This is a genomic window from Pantoea sp. UBA6567, assembly GCF_002434165.1.
Taxonomy (GTDB): Bacteria; Pseudomonadota; Gammaproteobacteria; order Enterobacterales; family Enterobacteriaceae; genus Pantoea; species Pantoea eucrina.
In genome coordinates this window covers 240472-256668 of record NZ_DJJN01000004.1, presented here as the reverse complement: position 1 = coordinate 256668, position 16197 = coordinate 240472, and the positions used below count along the sequence as shown (strand labels likewise).

12 protein-coding genes are annotated in these 16197 nt (G+C 57.8%); 8 read left to right on the top strand and 4 right to left on the bottom strand.

Going from position 1 to position 16197, the window contains the following annotated elements:
* Positions 1 to 14: 14 nt before the first annotated feature.
* Both B4M48_RS04515 and B4M48_RS04510 read left to right on the top strand, forming a co-directional pair.
* On the top strand, positions 15 to 722 hold the full coding sequence (locus tag B4M48_RS04515; RefSeq protein WP_052246560.1) for an OBAP family protein: 708 nt from the start codon (positions 15 to 17) through the stop codon (positions 720 to 722).
* Positions 723 to 835: 113 nt separating this feature from the next.
* Positions 836 to 1468, top strand: coding sequence for a serine-tRNA(Ala) deacylase AlaX (locus tag B4M48_RS04510; RefSeq protein ID WP_040113851.1), 633 nt, complete (start codon positions 836 to 838; stop codon positions 1466 to 1468).
* Positions 1469 to 1523: 55 nt separating this feature from the next.
* Here the strand turns inward: B4M48_RS04510 and B4M48_RS04505 are convergent, their stop codons facing one another.
* Both B4M48_RS04505 and B4M48_RS04500 read right to left on the bottom strand, forming a co-directional pair.
* Positions 1524 to 3338, bottom strand: a complete 1815-nt coding sequence (locus tag B4M48_RS04505; RefSeq protein WP_288656083.1) for a glycoside hydrolase family 15 protein — start codon at positions 3336 to 3338, stop codon at positions 1524 to 1526.
* 76 nt (positions 3339 to 3414) lie between these two features.
* A complete protein-coding gene (locus B4M48_RS04500; RefSeq protein WP_040113858.1) occupies positions 3415 to 4308 on the bottom strand; it encodes an SDR family oxidoreductase in 894 nt (297 codons plus the stop codon).
* Positions 4309 to 4611: 303 nt separating this feature from the next.
* Between B4M48_RS04500 and fdhF the strand changes: the two genes are divergently transcribed.
* Genes fdhF through B4M48_RS04480 form a run of 4 tightly spaced genes read left to right on the top strand, consistent with a single transcriptional unit; the run spans position 4612 to position 10384 of the window.
* Complete coding sequence (gene fdhF, locus B4M48_RS04495) at positions 4612 to 7584, top strand: formate dehydrogenase subunit alpha (protein ID WP_040113925.1); 2973 nt, start codon at positions 4612 to 4614, stop codon at positions 7582 to 7584.
* A complete protein-coding gene (locus B4M48_RS04490) occupies positions 7584 to 8069 on the top strand; it encodes a DUF1641 domain-containing protein (protein WP_040113859.1) in 486 nt (161 codons plus the stop codon). The genes fdhF and B4M48_RS04490 overlap by 1 nt, the downstream gene beginning before the upstream one ends.
* Positions 8062 to 9429: a cytochrome ubiquinol oxidase subunit I gene (locus tag B4M48_RS04485; protein WP_071668299.1), complete on the top strand. Its 1368-nt coding sequence runs from the start codon at positions 8062 to 8064 to the stop codon at positions 9427 to 9429. Before B4M48_RS04490 ends, B4M48_RS04485 begins: the two co-directional genes overlap by 8 nt.
* Positions 9430 to 9436: 7 nt before the next feature.
* Positions 9437 to 10384: a cytochrome d ubiquinol oxidase subunit II gene (locus B4M48_RS04480; RefSeq protein ID WP_283341165.1), complete on the top strand. Its 948-nt coding sequence runs from the start codon at positions 9437 to 9439 to the stop codon at positions 10382 to 10384.
* A 2-nt stretch (positions 10385 to 10386) separates the two neighbouring features.
* Here the strand turns inward: B4M48_RS04480 and B4M48_RS04475 are convergent, their stop codons facing one another.
* Together B4M48_RS04475 and B4M48_RS04470 are read right to left on the bottom strand one after the other, a co-directional pair.
* Positions 10387 to 11514 carry an ABC transporter substrate-binding protein gene (locus tag B4M48_RS04475; protein ID WP_040113862.1) on the bottom strand — a complete coding sequence of 376 codons (1128 nt, stop codon included), beginning with the start codon at positions 11512 to 11514 and terminating at the stop codon, positions 10387 to 10389.
* Positions 11504 to 13627 (bottom strand): TonB-dependent siderophore receptor, encoded by a 2124-nt coding sequence (locus B4M48_RS04470; protein WP_288656079.1) that lies wholly within the window; start codon positions 13625 to 13627, stop codon positions 11504 to 11506. The genes B4M48_RS04475 and B4M48_RS04470 overlap by 11 nt, the downstream gene beginning before the upstream one ends.
* A gap of 364 nt (positions 13628 to 13991) precedes the next feature.
* On the opposite strand from B4M48_RS04470, the gene B4M48_RS04465 reads away from it, so the two are divergent.
* Together B4M48_RS04465 and B4M48_RS04460 are read left to right on the top strand one after the other, a co-directional pair.
* A complete protein-coding gene (locus B4M48_RS04465; protein ID WP_071668301.1) occupies positions 13992 to 14879 on the top strand; it encodes a MurR/RpiR family transcriptional regulator in 888 nt (295 codons plus the stop codon).
* Positions 14880 to 14982: 103 nt separating this feature from the next.
* Positions 14983 to 16176: a glycoside hydrolase family 5 protein gene (locus B4M48_RS04460; RefSeq protein WP_250341353.1), complete on the top strand. Its 1194-nt coding sequence runs from the start codon at positions 14983 to 14985 to the stop codon at positions 16174 to 16176.
* The last annotated feature ends 21 nt before the right edge of the window (positions 16177 to 16197 follow it).

Sequence of the window (16197 nt, the reverse complement as noted above, 5' to 3'; positions counted from 1 at the left end):
TAAAAGGATGCTCTATGCGTAATCTTATATTGAGTGGATTCACCGTATTGTTGCTGTCAGGATGCGGCGCGAATAACAGTGCGTCACCGGTCAACGCTCCCGGTGCGCCCGTGGCGGGTAAAACCGCGCTGCTGGAGAGCGGCGCGGCCGCACTGCAGTCGCGCCCGCCGATTGATGCCATTAACACCTATCTGGATGGATTTCACTACTACTGTGGTGATAAACAGGGACAGATGGAAGCGCATCACTATGTCACCATTCTCAACGATGATGTGATGCAGGCAGTGATCTTCGACGGCAATAAAAAAGATGCCAAGCTGATGGGCGTTGAATATATCATCAGCGAGCGGCTGTTTAAGCAGCTTCCGGCGGGCGAGAAGAAGTACTGGCACAGCCACCGCTATGAAGTGAAATCAGGCTCTCTGATTGCGCCGGGCATCCCGGACGCCGCTGAACATGCGCTGATGGGCAAAATCGTCAATACCTACGGAAAAACCTGGCACACCTGGCATACTGACCGCGACAAAACCCTGCCGCTGGGCGAGCCAGCGCTGATGATGGGCTTTACCGCCGACGGAGAGATGAACCCGGCGCTGCTGCGCGATCGTGACCAGCGCTTTGCCGTCGACACGCAGAAAATTCGTGCGGCGCGCGCCGATCTCGACGCGCATCCGGTGGCCGCAGGCGCTGATAACTGCCAGCGCGTACATCAGGCGCACTGATCGCCACAAAATCTATCCGCAGCGTTCGCCCTGCGGATTTTTTTCGCCTGCCGCCCCCGAACCAGGTTAAAAAGAGAGATCGTTTTTCTCTGCCGTAAGGAACCAGACGTATTATGACGCTCAAACGTTATTTCACCAGCGACCAGCTGACGCTTACCACCCGGGTATTACGCTGTGAACCGCAGGATGATGGCCGCTTTCGTCTCATACTCAGTGAAACGCTGTTTCATCCGCAGGGTGGCGGACAGCCCTCCGATCGCGGAACCCTTGCCGGCGCGGCGATGCTGCAGGCGCTGCAGGAGGGCGACGATGTCGCACACTATACCGATCGGCCGGTTGAACCAGGCGAGGTGGAGCTGGTGGTGGATGGCGAGCTGCGCGAGCTGCACTCGCGTTACCACTCCGCGGGTCATTTGATCGCTTATGCCGGAGAGTCATTTGGCTGGCGTGGATATAAAGCCAACCACCGGCCAGGGGAAGGTCGCATTGTTTTTACCGCGCTGGATCAGACTCAGCCGGTTACGGCAGAGGCGCTGATGCAGCGGGCTGCAGCGCTGGTGGCGGGCAACTACCCCCGCGTGCTGGGTGAAGAGGCGGGAAAACGTATGGTGAGCTGGGGTGAACTGACCCCCTATGCCTGCGGCGGCACGCATGTGCTCAGCACCGGGGAGATCGGTGACATTGTGATTGGCAAAGTAAAAGAAAAGAAGGGTGAGCTCACGGTACAGTATAGCCTGAGCCACTAAGCGGCATCAGGGGGGACTCCGTTCCCGCCCTCATGCCTGCGGCGTTAGCTTTTTCTCAGCCGTGATCCGTCAGCGACTGCGCTGCGCAAATCAGCGCCAGATGGCTCAGCCCCTGCGGCATGTTACCGCGCCACTCATCGGTACGAACATCGAACATCTCATTAAAGGTTTCAACGTTGCCACGCTGACAAAGTTTGTCGAGGATCTCTTCCATCGCCTGCTCTGCCTGTGGAATATCACCCAGCGCGGCCAGCGCTTCCACCAGCCAGAAAGAGCAGGCAATAAAGGTACTCTCCTCCTGTTCCACACCGGAGTAGCGATAAACCATTGCGCTGTTGTGTCCCAGATCCTGACGGATAGCGCGATAGGTCGCGCGCATGCGCTCAGGATTCACCTGGTTGCCGTAACGGTGCATCAGCGCCAGCGCCGCATCCAGTTTATCTTCGCTGTCCGGGTAGAAGAGATAAGCCTGTCTGGCCTCGCTCCAGCAGTGCGCCTCCACCCACTCGCTGATGCGATCGCGTTCGCGCTGCCAGCGCTCAAGCCAGGTCGGCTCAATATGTTTCGCCTCTGCCAGCGCCACGGCGCGATCCAGCGCCAGCCAGCAGGCCATTTTGGAATGCGTATAGTGATGCTGATCGGGCAGCTCCCAGATCCCGCAATCCTGCTGACGCCATGAATCAGCGCAATGATTCGCCAGCTCACCCAGCATGCGCGAGGTAGAGAGATCGAGAATGTGACCAGCCTGTATAAACAAATCGGCGGTGGCGAGCATGTCGCCATACATACTGAGCTGGAGCTGATCGCGCGCATTATTGCCGATGCGTACCGGCTGTGAATGGTGGTACCCCCGCAGCGGCGGATAAGATTCAGCCGGGACTTCATCCCCTTCGAGCGTATAACAGGCGCGCAGCGCGGTGCCGTGACGAATAATCGTTTTCGACAGCCATGAGAAAGCAGCCTTACAATCTTCCAGCGCGCCCAGAAACACAAACGATTTAATAATCAGGCAGGCGTCGCGTACCCACGCATAGCGATAGTCATAATTTTTTTCGCCGCCGATACCTTCCGGCAGGGAAGTTGTGGCCGCCGCCGCCAGCGCGCCGGTAGGAGAGTACCAGAGAAATTTCAGCGACAGCGCTGAACGCCGCACGTGCTTTTCATAGCGCCCCTGATAACTCAGGCTGCGCGTCCAGTCGCACCAGGCGGTGTGGCTGGTTTCAATACGGGTATCGATAGCGCTTAAATCCGGCACCGCCAGCGGTTCGCGCTCGGTGACCAGCAGAGCAACCAGCGCGTGACTGCCGGGCGAGGTTTTGAGCGTGGCAGCGATACGTTCATCGTACCGCTGCGTAATATGCCACGCGTCACTGGTGCGCAGCATCGCCATCAGATCGGCAATATGATAAACATCGCCCTGTTCAGTGCAGTCCCGCCACGGCGAGCAGGTCTCAGCCAGCGTACCAAAGCGTAACGTCAGCGTCAGCTCAACGTGGCCCTCGATCCCTTCAACGCGCCGCGCCAGCTCACTCCACGGCAGACGACCGGCCAGCGTGCTGTTTAATGATTCAGTCAGCAGGACTGAACCCTCTGCGGTGATAAAGGTGGTTTCCAGCACGTTACTGTCAGCGCGATAAGCGCGTTCGGTGCGGAAGGGGGCTGCGGGTACAATCTGGAAAAACCCGCCAATCTCCGGATCGAGCAGGCGGTCAAACAGCGGGGCGGAGTCGAGATTAGGTGCACACCACCAGTCAATAGCCCCATCCGGTGCGATAAGCGCAACGGAACGGCCTTCCCCGATGGCAGCGTAATCTCCAAGGCGCGCAAACCCTTTCTCGCGCATCGGCGACTGCAAAATCTGGTTATTCATCATGCTTCCCTGTCAGCTGAAACGACAGCGTGGCTGCCACAGGGGCAGCCACGCTGATATCGGGCAGAATGTGCTATTACAGCGTGCCGGTACCGCCGTCTGAGCACCATACCTGGCCGGAAGTAAAGCCGTTCAGGTTTTCAGCAAAGGTGACATAGAGCGGCGCGATTTCCACCGGCTGGCCCGGACGGCCCATCGGTGCACCGGAACCAAACTGCTGCAGTTTCTCTTCCGGCTGACCACCGCACGCCTGAAGTGGCGTCCAGTATGGGCCCGGTGCCACAGCGTTAACGCGAATCTTCTGTTCCGCCAGCTGTTTAGCCAGCGCTTTAGTAAAGGCGGCAATTGAGGCTTTGGTCTGCGCATAATCCAGCAGAATAGCGCTTGGCTCATAAGCCTGAACGGAAGAGGTATTTATAATAGAGGCGCCCTCTGGCAGATATTCCAGCGCGGCTTTAGTGATCCAGAACATCGCATAGACGTTGGTCTTAAACGTTGCGTCAAAATCTTCCGTCGAGAGCGTGCGAATAGATTCATTAAACTGCTGACGTCCGGCATTATTAACCAGAATATCCAGGCCATCGAGTTTTTCAGCGGCTTCTTTAACCAGCTGCTGGCAAAACGATTCGGAACGGATATCACCCGGAATAGCGACGGCTTTACGTCCTTCAGCTTCAATCAGCTTAACCACTTCCTGCGCATCTGACTCTTCAGCAGGCAGATAGTTGATGGCAACGTCTGCGCCTTCACGAGCGTAAGCGATAGCCACGGCGCGGCCGATACCTGAATCGCCGCCGGTGATTAGCGCTTTACGTCCGGTCAGGCGGCCTGAACCGCGATAGCTTGTTTCACCGTGATCGGGACGCGGATCCATTTTACTGGCTAAGCCGGGGAAATCCTGCGACGGCGTGTTAAACGGCGGCTGCGGATATTCATTAGCGATTAGCGTTTTGTTAGTGAACGAATTCATAACGGGCTCCTTGTACAGTGAACGTGTAGAAAATAAGCCTGGCAGAGATGTGATATTTGTCACGTAAAAAAATTACGAATGAATTTTATTTGTGCAATATCCATGCAGTGCGGGAAGTTATTTTTCCTTACAATTTCACTAACGTAATGATTATTTATCCCCTCTTAGTCCACATTTAGAAAATAAGCGAGTCGGCAACATTGCAGAGCAGAAAATTAGCTCTAAGCTCATTGAATAACTTTAATAAATTCCCGGCGTTTTACCGGGATAAACATAATGAGCACTGTCGTCAACGAGGCGAAAATGAGCGAAGCACTCTGTACCATTATTTATAACGGGGAACGGCTGAATGGCGCAGCGGATCAACCGCTGATCGATTTTCTGCAGCAGCAGGGAAAAAAACTGCCGCACGTCTGCTACCACCCGGCGTTGCCGCCGCTGCAAAGCTGCGATGTCTGCTGGGTCAGGGCTGACGGAGAGCAGGTGCGTGGCTGTACCCTGCGGACTTATGAAGGCTTGCAGGTGGTCAGTGAAGGCGCCGACCTGGCTGCTGCACAGCAGGAAGGTATGGACCGTATTCTGAATCGCCATGAACTTTACTGCACGGTGTGTGAGCACAATACCGGCGACTGTACGCTGCATAATGCGGTAGCCGATATGCACATGCCGATTCAGTTCTATCCCTATGAACGTAAACCCTACACGAAAGATCACAGCAATCCGTTTTATACCTACGATCCCGACCAGTGCATTCTCTGCGGACGCTGCGTTGAGGCGTGTCAGAACATAGAAGTCAATGAGACACTCTCAATTGACTACAGCGCAGAACATCCGCGCGTATTGTGGGATGGCGGGACGGAGATTGCCGGATCGAGCTGCGTCAGCTGCGGTCACTGCGTCACGGTTTGCCCGTGTAACGCGCTTTTAGAAAAAACCATGCAGCCCGATGCCGGTCCGTTTACCCGCATGGATGAGGATTTAAAGCGGCCGTTTATTGATGCCATTAAAAAAATGGAGAAGAGCATCGGCATGGAGCCGATAACCGGCATCTCACTGATTGATGATGCTTTGCGCAAAACAGAAATTAAAAAAACCAAAACGGTCTGCACCTACTGCGGCGTTGGCTGCAGCTTTGAGGTCTGGACGCGCGATCGCCATATCCTGAAGGTGCAGCCGGTCGCTGAGGCGCCGGTAAACGGCATCTCCACCTGCGTAAAAGGCAAGTTTGGCTGGGATTTTGTTAACAGCCCGAATCGCCTGACCACGCCGCTTATCCGGGAAAACGGAGCATTCCGGCCTGCCAGCTGGGAAGAGGCGCTGAACCGGGTGGCGGAAGGGCTGCGTGCCGTAGCGCATCAGCACGGCGGCGCAGCAATTGGATTTATTGGCTCCAGTAAAGCCAGTAATGAAGAGGCCTATCTGACGCAAAAGATCGCGCGCCTGATTTTTGGTACCAACAATGTCGATAACTCTTCACGCTATTGTCAGAACCCGGCTACCCAGGGGCTGTTCCGCACCGTGGGTTATGGCGGCGATGCCGGCACGCTGCGCGATCTGCAGCAGACCGATCTGATTATCACCGTGGGCAGTAATCTTGCAGAAAACCATCCGGTATTCGCCTCGCACATCAAACAGAGCCATAAACATCACGGGCAGAAACTGCTGGTCGTGGATCCGCGTAAGCATGAAATGGCGGAGCGCGCCGACTGCTATCTGCGTATCCGGCCCGGTACCGATATGGTCTGGGCCTCTGCGATGGCGAAATATATGTTCGATCATCACTATGCAGACGACGCGTTTCTGGCTGAACGCGTTAATGATGTTGACGCCTACCGCGCCTCGCTCGCGCCGTTTACGCTTGAGATGGCGAGTGAAGTAACCGGTCTGAGCGTGGAGGCGCTCACCGAGGCAGCGGAGATGATCGGCCAGGCAAACAGCGCCTGTATTCTCTGGGCGATGGGTATCACGCAGCACAGCCACGGTGCCGATGCCAGCACGGCACTCTCTAACCTGCTGCTGGTGACCGGCAACTATGGTCGCCCCGGCACCGGTGGCTATCCGATGCGCGGCCATAACAACGTGCAGGGGGCCAGCGACTTTGGCTGCCTGAGCAATGTTTACCCCGGCTATGAAAGCGTAACGGATGATGCGGTTCGCGAGAAGTGGGCGCGTGCCTGGCAGGTTGCGCCGGAAGCGCTCTCTGATGAAGAGGGGCTGGATAACTTCCTGATGATTGAGCACGCCCACGATAAGCAGCTGCGCGCAATGTACATCATCGGCGAAGATACCGCCTTTTCAGACGCTAACTCCACCAAAGTGGATGAAGCGTTCAGCCAGCTCGATTTTATGGTGGTGCAGGACATTTTCATGAGCAAAACCGCGCGCTACGCCGACGTGGTGCTGCCCGGCTGTCCGAGCCTGGAAAAAGAGGGCACATTCGTCAATACCGAGCGCCGTATACAGCACTTCTCCCCGGCGTTTGCTCCACTGGGTGAGAGCCGGCCTGACTGGCAGATTCTGACCGATCTCGCCGCGCGTCTCGGGCATCACTGGCGCTATCCAAACCCCGGCGCCATCATGGCGGAGGCGGCGGGCATTGCGGATCTGTTTGCCGGTGTGAGCTATGAACAGCTGGTAGGCTGGCAGTCACAGCTCTGGCCGGTGAAAGCAGATGGCAGCAGTACGCCGCTGCTCTATACCGACGCATTTGCGTTTCCGGATGGTAAAGCGCGTCTCTATGCGCTTGAGTGGCAGCCGCCAGAAGAGCAGCCGGACGCAGAGTACGATCTGCTGCTGAATAATGGCCGCATGCTGGAGCATTTCCAGTCCACAAACCAGACCGGGCAGGGCGGACGCATCATGTCGCTGTCACCCAACTGGTTTGTGGAGATCTCGCCGCAGCTGGCGGAAGCGCGTCAGCTGCAGGAGGGTGACTGGGTTGAAATCCGCTCGCGGCGCGGCGCGCTGGAGGTGCCGGTGGTGGTGACCGATCGTGCCGCAGGGAACGTGCTGTTTATCCCGATTCACTATGGCAAACCCGGCGTCAATGGTCTGACCGGTAACCACCACGACCCGGATGTGAACACGCCGGCTTACAAAGAGATTGCCGTCAGCCTGCGTAAACTGGCGCGTCAGCCTCAGCCGCATCCGCTGCCGTTGCATAACTTCCGTCACGGTCAGCGCACGCCGCTGGATCACCTGCCGGTTGAGGTGAAATGGCAGCAGCCGGAGTACCGTTTGCCCCCTGAACATGTTTCGCACCCGGAGAAAAGCTAATGGCCGAACCGCTGGACTACCAGCCTGAACCTGCGCGCACTGAACCCACCGCGCAGGAGTCACTCAATACGCTGCTGGAGAATCTGCATCAGCACGGCTTTCTGCGTCTCGCCAATGACGTGGTTAAAGCGAACAACGACATTGGTAAAATTCTTGCCGGCGGGCTGAATCGCCCCGGTACTCAGAACGCCATCCAGAACATTTCGCTGCTGTTTATGATGCTGAGCACTATTCCACCCGAGCGGTTTAATCATGTACTGCTGGCGCTGCGCGATGCGCTGGTCGCGATGAAGCCAGCGAGCGAGTCTGTTCAGCAGGAGAAAGCTGCGCCCGGCATCAGAGGAGTAATGAAACTGCTGAATGATGAAGACCTGTGGCAGGGTGTGCGTCCGCTGCTGTCGGCGCTGGAAGTTTTTTCGCGCGAGATGCAGAAAGAGGAGGAGACCCCGATTACCCGCTACAGCGGTAAGCCGACCCGTGAATAGTCAGGAGTGGGTGCTGCTGATTGCCCGTGGTCAGTTTGCGCTGACCATGGGCATGCACATTACGCTGGCAGCGCTGACGCTGGGCCTGGCGCCTTTCCTGGTCTGGTTTGAAGCGCGCTGGCTATGGGGGAAGCGCCCTGAAGCGCGGCAGGCGCTGCAGTTCTGGATCAAAATTTTTGCCCTGACGGTGGCTATCGGCACCGTCTCTGGCGTCGTTATGGAATTTCAGTTCGGCACGCACTGGTCCGGGCTGGCGTCACGCGCGGGCGGGGTGATAGGCCCGCTGATGCTGTACGAAGTGCTTATCGCCTTTTTTCTGGAGTCCGCGCTGACCGGCGTGATGCTGTTTGGTTTTGATCGGGTTAAGCCTGGCGTCCATTTCACCGTGACCTGTTTTGTGGCGCTGGGCGCCGTGCTGAGCGCGTTCTGGATCCTTGCGGCTAACTCCTGGATGCAGACGCCGGTTGATTTTCATCTGACCGATGATGGCCGTCTGCTGCCCGACAGCGCGTGGACGCTGCTTGCTGCTCCCTCTTTTGGCTGGCGTCTGGCTCATATGCTGCTCGCCTCGGCAATAAGCGTCAGCTTCCTGCTGGGCGGCGTAGCCGCGTGGCGCTTGTGCCGTCAGCCGGATGAAGCGGCCAGCCGTCTGATGCTGCGCAGCGCGCTGACGGTAACGCTACTGGCGGTACCGGCGCAGATTGTAGTGGGCGATCTGCATGGTGAAAATACGCGCACCTGGCAACCGGCTAAGCTGGCTGCCATCGAGGGGAGCTGGCACGCTCCGCCGCCGGGTCAGGGAGAGCCGCTGCGGCTGTTTGCCATTCCGGATCAGCAGGCGCAGCGCAACCACGCTGAACTGGCGATCCCGGCGATCGGCTCCCTCTACCTGCGTCACAACCTCAGCGGGCATATTAAAAGTCTGAGCGAGTTTCCGGCAGAGGCGTTGCCGCCCGTGTTACCGGTGTTTTTTGCGTTTCGCCTGATGGTGGGATGCGGCGTACTGATGCTGGTGGTTAGCCTGGCGGCCAACCTGCAGCGCTGGCGCGGTCGTTTATACCATTCACCGCGCCTGTTGCGTCTGCTGACGCTGATGTCGCCTGCCGGGTTTTTGGCGCTGCTGGCTGGCTGGGTGGTCACGGAAATGGGACGCCAGCCCTGGACGGTTTATGGCGTGTTACGTACTGCTGACAGCCTTTCGCCGCTGTCGCTCAGCAGTACATTGGTCATTTTTATCGCTATCGTGCTGGTCTATACGCTGGGTTTTGCGGCTGGCCTGCTCTATTTAGTGCGTCAAATCAACGCACCGCTGCCTGACGATGCCGACGTGGCAGCCGAGCACGTTGAAACACCGGCCTGAGGAGCTGATGATGCTTGCCGATCTCTCTGCCGCCGTGCTGATTTTTTCACTGCTGATGTATCTGGCGCTGGATGGCACCGATCTTGGCGTGGGCATGCTGTTTTACGCTTTCGACACGCCACAGCAGCGGCAGTGGATGGCACACAGCCTGCTGCCGCTATGGGATGCTAACGAGACCTGGCTGGTGCTGATGGCCGGGGGAATGCTGGCGCTTTTTCCTGCGCTCTATAGTCTGCTGCTGCAGACGCTGATGGTGCCGGTATTTCTGCTGCTGCTGGCGCTGTTTCTGCGCGCGCTGGCGCTGGCGTATCGCGCGCAGGTGAGTAGGGCATGGCGTGTCTGGCTTGATCGGTTGATGATAGCCAGTTCGCTGGCCGCAGCCTTTTTGCCCGGCTGGATAAGCGGCCTGATCCTGGTTTCGCGTCCGCCCGCCGGAATTATTATCGATCTCTCGCTGGCACCGCTGCTGTGTGGTGCCGGCGTGGTGGCGGTCGATCTGCTGCTGGGCTGCTGCTGGATCTGCTGGCGTCTGGATGAGGCGGCGGGAGAACGCGCCCGGTCACTTGCCGTGCTGGCATGGACCTGCGCGGTGATATGTCTGGCTGGCGTGATACTGCTGGAGCCTACGCTATGGCAGCTGAGCTGGCAGCGCGCGCCTGGCCAGCTTATTCTGATTGCGATCCCGCTGCTGATTGTGCTTCAGGCCATATTACTCTGGCGCGAAGCGATGGTGGCGCTGCTGATAACAACGCTGCTGCTTGTCGGCGCAGTGGTCATCGCCCTGGCGTTCGGCCTCTATCCGTGGCTGCTGCCGTTTCAGCTGCGTATTCAGGAAGAGGCCTCGTCGCCGGTGACGCAGGGCGTGGTGCTGACCGGCATGCTGATTTTCCTGCCGCTGACGCTGGCCTACCACAGCTGGTCCTTTTGGGTATTCAAACGCCGCCATCAGCGCTGAGTTTACGGCTGGTCAGCGGGTATACGCATAAACCAGGTTCCCTGCAGCGGCATGCGTAAAAAATCGCGAAACAGCGTTTCCAGCGTCTGCTGAGGATCGACGTCAGCGAAACGCTGCGGATAGAGCGTTTTAGCCATAAATTCTGCTGCAACGACGTGCCACGGGCTGAGATAAAAATTCATCCACAGCGCGCCCGCCTGACCGTTATGCAGCGCCTTCAGCCCGCGCAGCCCTTTCTGCTGTCCGGTCAGCTGCTGAAAACTCTGCAGTGCAACATCAGGCGCGATCTCCGGTCCGAGCTTCAGCCGGCCACTGCTCTGATTGTCGCTAAAACCGGTAGCAAAGTAGTAGTCAGGCTGCGCGGCAATCACGCTCTCTTCACTCAGGCGGGCAAACACACCCTGCCGGGTACGGGCGGCGATGTTGTCGCCTCCGGCCAGGCGCAGAAGCTCGCCCAGACTGCCGTTGATTGCCGTCACGCAGCACTCATTGCGGCGTCCCAGATGCAGGTGCAGCAGCACTTCAGGGCGCGCACCGTGAAAATCAGCAAGCCGCTCCTCAATGACCCGCATATGGGCGGCGTAAAACCGGTTAAATGCGGCTGCCCGCGCCTGCTGATTAATCACATCACCCAGGATCTCCACGCTGCGCCGGGTATTCTTCAGCAGCTGAACGCGCAGGTCGATCTTCACGACCGGAATGTGTGCCGCCTGCAGTACCGCAAGCAGACGCGCGTCAGCATCATCATAGCGTGCCAGACTGGGTAAAATGACGACGTCGGGGCGCAGCGCAATAACCTGTTCCGGGTTGATCGCCGCCGGGCCACCGCTGCCAAGTGACGGAACCGCCTCTATTTGCGGAAAACGTCGCGCAAAGCTGCGCCACATCTGCGCATCATATTTCTGCAGATCGCGTGGCCAGCCCACAATGTGCTGCAGCGGATTTTCAGGCGCCAGCAGCGCCAGCGTATAGAGCATACGGCTTTCGCCAAGCACAATGCGCTGCGGGCGATCGGGTATTGTCACCAAATGACCGTCAATATCGGTGAGCGTTTTTGCCTGCGCCAGCGGGCTGAGCAGCAGCCAGGCTAACAGCAGCAGGCTGGCGAAAAAGAGTGAATCAGAACGCAATGCTCGCCTCCGCCACCAGATTGCGGGTCTCGCCTTCGCGTACGCGCAGGTTGCCACCGCTGGAGGTGTAGTAGTGTTTATCAAACAGATTATTCAGGTTCAGCTGAAGCCGGGTTTTATGCCCGGAAAGGGTACTGTTCCAGGCAATAAAGGTGTCGGCTACCGTATAGTCAGGCAGGGTAAAGCTGTTCTCCGGATCGCCCGCGCGTGAACCGACATAGCGGGCACCCCCCCCGATGCGGAAATCACCCGGAATGCCGGGCAGCGCCAGCGTGTGGGTGAGCCAAAGTGCACCGGCGTGACGGGGAGCGTTCTGCAGCCGGTTGCCGTTATTGGCCCTGTTTACGCCATCGTCAGCGATCTCCGCTATATCATAGCTGTAACTGGCGCTGATCTCCCAGCCGGCAGCCACTTCCCCGTTAAGCTCCGCTTCAGCGCCTGTGGATCGCGCCCGGTTGATAGTGCGCGTGGTGCCATTGATGCTGAGTGACATATCGCGCTCATCAATGCGGTAAAGCGCCAGGCTGGCAAACAGCGTCGGCGTGATTTGCCACTTGCTGCCCGCTTCCCAGCTGGTGCCCTGTTCAGGTTTGCCCACCCGTCCCGCATCATCCACCTCGGTTGAGGGGGTGAACGATTTGCTGACGCTGGTATAGAGCGAGATATCCGGCGTCAGTTTGTAGATCGCGCCTGCCTGCGGCAAAAATTTGTTGCCGCTGCTCTCCAGCGTCGGCACGATTGGATCGGACCCCTTTGAGGCGCGCTGTTCATAATGCTGATAGCGGCCGCCTGCCACCAGGGTCCAGCGATCGTTAATCGCTACGCTATCTTTGGCGTAAAGCGAGCGGCTGTGAATGCGGTTCAGCAGCCGCGCATTTGCGCGGCGCTCGGTAGTGGCATCTGTGACCGGCGCAAGCAGATCGTAATGCGGTTCGGCAAGCGTAAACCCGCGATTTGCTTTGCCCTGATACTGCCGCGCCCGCAAGGTCTGATTCATCTCATAATCGGTGCCCGCCACCAGCGTGTGCGTCATGCCGGCAAGCTGCTGCGTACCGGTCAGATCCCAGGCGATATATTTTGTCTGATGATTAAAACCGCGATTGGCGTCAGCGCGACGCGTCACAACCCCGCTGTCCGGATCGATGGCGGTAACGCGCACTTCATTATTATCATACTGGCGCTGGTTCCAGCCCAGCGTCACACGCGTGCTCCAGTCGTCACTAAACTGCCAGTCGTAGTGGGTATTCAGCGTTTTATTATGGCCCCAGGCGTGGCCAGCTTTATCATCCAGCCGATCTTTGTAGCCGATATCAACCGGGCGGTTATGGATAAACGCCGTACCGCGATCGTAAGGAATAGCATACTGGTAATCTTCGTAACTCAGCAGAAAGCTGGCTTTCTCGCCATACCACTGCAGCGAGGGTGCGATGAGCCGGTGTTTATCACGACCAAAATTGCGCCAGTAATCCTGGTTCTGCTGCTCTGCGACCAGCCGGAAAGCAAAACCGTTATCCAGTGGTCCGGTGATATCGAACGTACCGCTGCCGCCGCCGCTGCTGGCGGTCCGGCCGCTCAGCGCGGTACGCCATTCATAAAGCGGTTTTTTGCTGATGATATTGATGACGCCGCCCGGATTCTGGATGCCGTAGAGCAGTGAAGCGGATCCTTTCAGTACTTCAACCCGCTCCGTTGCTGCGTTGACATTGAGGCCCTGACTGCTGCGTATGCCATCGCGATAGATCGAACCGTCGCTGTTGCCGCCAAACCCGCGGCGCACAAAGCCATCTTCCGTGCCTGCCAGCGTATTACCTTCGCTTACGCCGCTGACAAAGCGCATCGCCTCCGTCAGGCGACTGACCTGGTAATCCTCCAGCTGTTGCGGCGTTACGATGCTGACTGACTGGATCTCATCAAGCCGCGCAACGGGCAGTTTGCTGCTGACGGTGCTGCTGCCGGCGCTATAGCCGGACGCGGTTTCACTATCAGCCTGAACCGTGAGCGTGGTTTCCTGCTCTGCGGCATTGGCCGTAACGGAGACAGGGATAAGCCCCTGTAGCGCAACATATAACGCAGGGCGTAACGCCTTTGGCACAAAAGTAGAGGAAATAAGCATGTCAGCAAACCTGGTAAAGACGGAGTGTTCCGTCATAAAGCCATCGGCAAAACCTGCCGCGCGCGGGCAGGCAGAATAATCATTCAGCGGCCGCAATGCAGGCTTGAATGTAATTGAGAATCATTCAAACATGAAAGAATGTAGTAGTAAACGGATATAATGCAGGTAATACTACATTTATCCGGAATCCGCCTAATGACGGTATATTTAAATATTAATGTTATAAATCAGTATATTAAGCATTAAAATGCGAAGAGGTTTCTCGTTCTGTGAGTAAAGTGAATAGGGCGCATCTCATTATCATGAGACCAGCCACTACAACATATCCGCCTTTCACAGCGGGTAATGTCAGGAGCCTCAGCCCATGGCGCTGAAAAAAAAGGGTGTCCGGACAGACAATTTTGGCGACCGCTGCCGGGCTCGTATCGCCAGTCTCTCCCCCCGGCTGCAGACGGTCGCCCGCTATATTGATGCGCATCGTGAGAGCGTGGCGGAAGCGACGGCTATCGATATTGCCGCCGCAACGGGAACGTCTGATGCGACGGTGATCCGTGCCGTACAGGCGCTGGGCTTTACGGGCCTGCGCGATCTTAAACTCACGCTGGCGGAGTGGGCGGGGCCGGCCATTAACTCTGCGGCAAAGATGAGCGCGACCGTTAGCGAACTGGCCTGCGATATTAATGCCAGCATCGATTTTGTGCTGCTGGGACACCAGCAGGCGTGTCACGCGCTGGCACAGCCCGAAAACCGTCAGGCGGTGGCACAGGCGGTGGCGTTGCTAAGCGAAGCGCGTCAGGTCGCCCTCTTTGGCATCAACGCGTCAGGTATTCTTGCGGACTACAGCGCCCGTATGTTCAGCCGTATCGGGCTGCCCGCCACAACCCTGAACCGCACCGGCATTGCGCTGGCAGAGCAGTTGCTGAGCCTGCAGCGTGGTGATGTACTGGTGATGATGGCGCAGAAATCGGCGCATCGTGAAGGGGTCACGGCGTTAAAGGAGGCGAGAAAGCTGGGCATTCCTGTCATTCTGCTGACGCATGCGATGGAGTCTGCCTTTGCGCGCGAGGCTGATATCGTGATCAATGTACCACGCGGCGGGGAGGGAGGACGCATGCCGCTGCACGGGACCGTGCTGGTCTGTCTTGAAATGCTTATCCTGTCGGTTGCCTCAGTCAATGCCGGACGCACGGTGAAAACCATGAAGCGGATTCAGGAGCTAAACCGATCGCTTAAGCCCGGTACTAAACGCTAAGTGTGAACCGATCGTGAATATCCGGCGCGCGCAAAATTCACGAAAAATAACACCTGCTGGTGCGGTTTTATCGCTATAAATTCAGGCAAAAGAAGGAGTTCTTGTGCGTGCATTTCTGACAACTATTACCCTGTTTATAACACTCGTTCTGACCAGCCCGGTTAGCCTGGCGGCAGACGCCATGGCGTTCTGGTCAGCATCGCGGCACGGGGCCAACAGTTTTAACCGGCTGCCGCCTGACAGCAAATATTTTACGGCTCTGCATGACTACGGTGCCAGCTGGGTACGGCTCTCCTGGGATAAGTGGCCCACGCAGCAACGCGATTTTTTGCTGGGTAACGCAGATGAGTATCGCAGGCTGGACGCCGGCGATCTGCAGACGCTTATCCACACCCTCGACCGCGCCTGGGCAGCGGGCCTGCGCGTGGTTATTACGCCTCTCTCTCTGCCCGGCATGCGCTGGGCGCAGAATAACGGGGGAAAATTTGACGATCGGCTCTGGCAGGATAAAGCCTGGTGGGAAGCCAGCGTGCGCTACTGGCACGATCTGGCTGCTGCTCTGCACCATCATCCCGCTATCGCCGCCTATAACCTGATCAATGAGCCCGCGCCGGAAAAAAATGGCGGACTGGCAGAGCACGCCAGCAGCGAGGCGATGGCGCGCTGGTATCAGCAGCAGCGTGGCGGAAGCCGCGATCTGCCGGCGTTTTATGCCGCGCTGATAGCCGCTATTCGTGAAGCAGATGCCGTTACACCGATAATGGTCGACAGCGGCTGGTATGCCGCCGCCGATGCGTTTGACTACTGGCCTGAGGCGCTGCACGACACGCGCATACTTTACAGCGTGCACATGTATGAACCCTATGCTGCGACCAGCGCACCCAACGCCCGGCGTGAAAAACCCTGGCCCTATCCGGGTTACGTACCTTTCGGCGAGGATATGCAGCAGTGGGATGCGGCGCGTGTCGCGGACTATCTGGCACGCCCTTTTGAATGGGCTGCGCGTAACGGGATCGATAAGCGGCAGCTGGTGGTTAGCGAGTTTGGCTGCGTGCGCACGCTGGCCGGTTGTACCCGGTACCTGGAAGATGTGCTGACGGTGCTGGACAGCCATGACGCGCACTGGGCATTTTATAGCTTTCGTGAAGATAGCTGGGACGGCATGGATTATGAACTGGGTCGTCAGAAAGTGCCGTGGCGCTACTGGCAGGCGGCAGAGAAAAATCTGCCCGATCCCCTGCCGCGCAGCGCCACAAAAGAGTTTGAGCCGATACGCAAGCGGCTCGCCGGTCAGTAAGGCGTGCCGGGCCATGCGGCC

Bases quoted from the DNA above. Each gene is read 5' to 3' on its own strand.
- B4M48_RS04505 (WP_288656083.1), bottom strand. From the start codon at position 3,338: ATGAATAACCAGATTTTGCAGTCGCCGATGCGCGAGAAAGGGTTTGCG.
- B4M48_RS04500 (WP_040113858.1), bottom strand. From the start codon at position 4,308: ATGAATTCGTTCACTAACAAAACGCTAATCGCTAATGAATATCCGCAG.
- B4M48_RS04465 (WP_071668301.1), top strand. From the start codon at position 13,992: ATGGCGCTGAAAAAAAAGGGTGTCCGGACAGACAATTTTGGCGACCGC.
- B4M48_RS04470 (WP_288656079.1), bottom strand. From the start codon at position 13,627: ATGCTTATTTCCTCTACTTTTGTGCCAAAGGCGTTACGCCCTGCGTTA.
- B4M48_RS04480 (WP_283341165.1), top strand. From the start codon at position 9,437: ATGATGCTTGCCGATCTCTCTGCCGCCGTGCTGATTTTTTCACTGCTG.
- fdhF (WP_040113925.1), top strand. From the start codon at position 4,612: ATGAGCGAAGCACTCTGTACCATTATTTATAACGGGGAACGGCTGAAT.
- B4M48_RS04515 (WP_052246560.1), top strand. From the start codon at position 15: ATGCGTAATCTTATATTGAGTGGATTCACCGTATTGTTGCTGTCAGGA.
- B4M48_RS04490 (WP_040113859.1), top strand. From the start codon at position 7,584: ATGGCCGAACCGCTGGACTACCAGCCTGAACCTGCGCGCACTGAACCC.
- B4M48_RS04510 (WP_040113851.1), top strand. From the start codon at position 836: ATGACGCTCAAACGTTATTTCACCAGCGACCAGCTGACGCTTACCACC.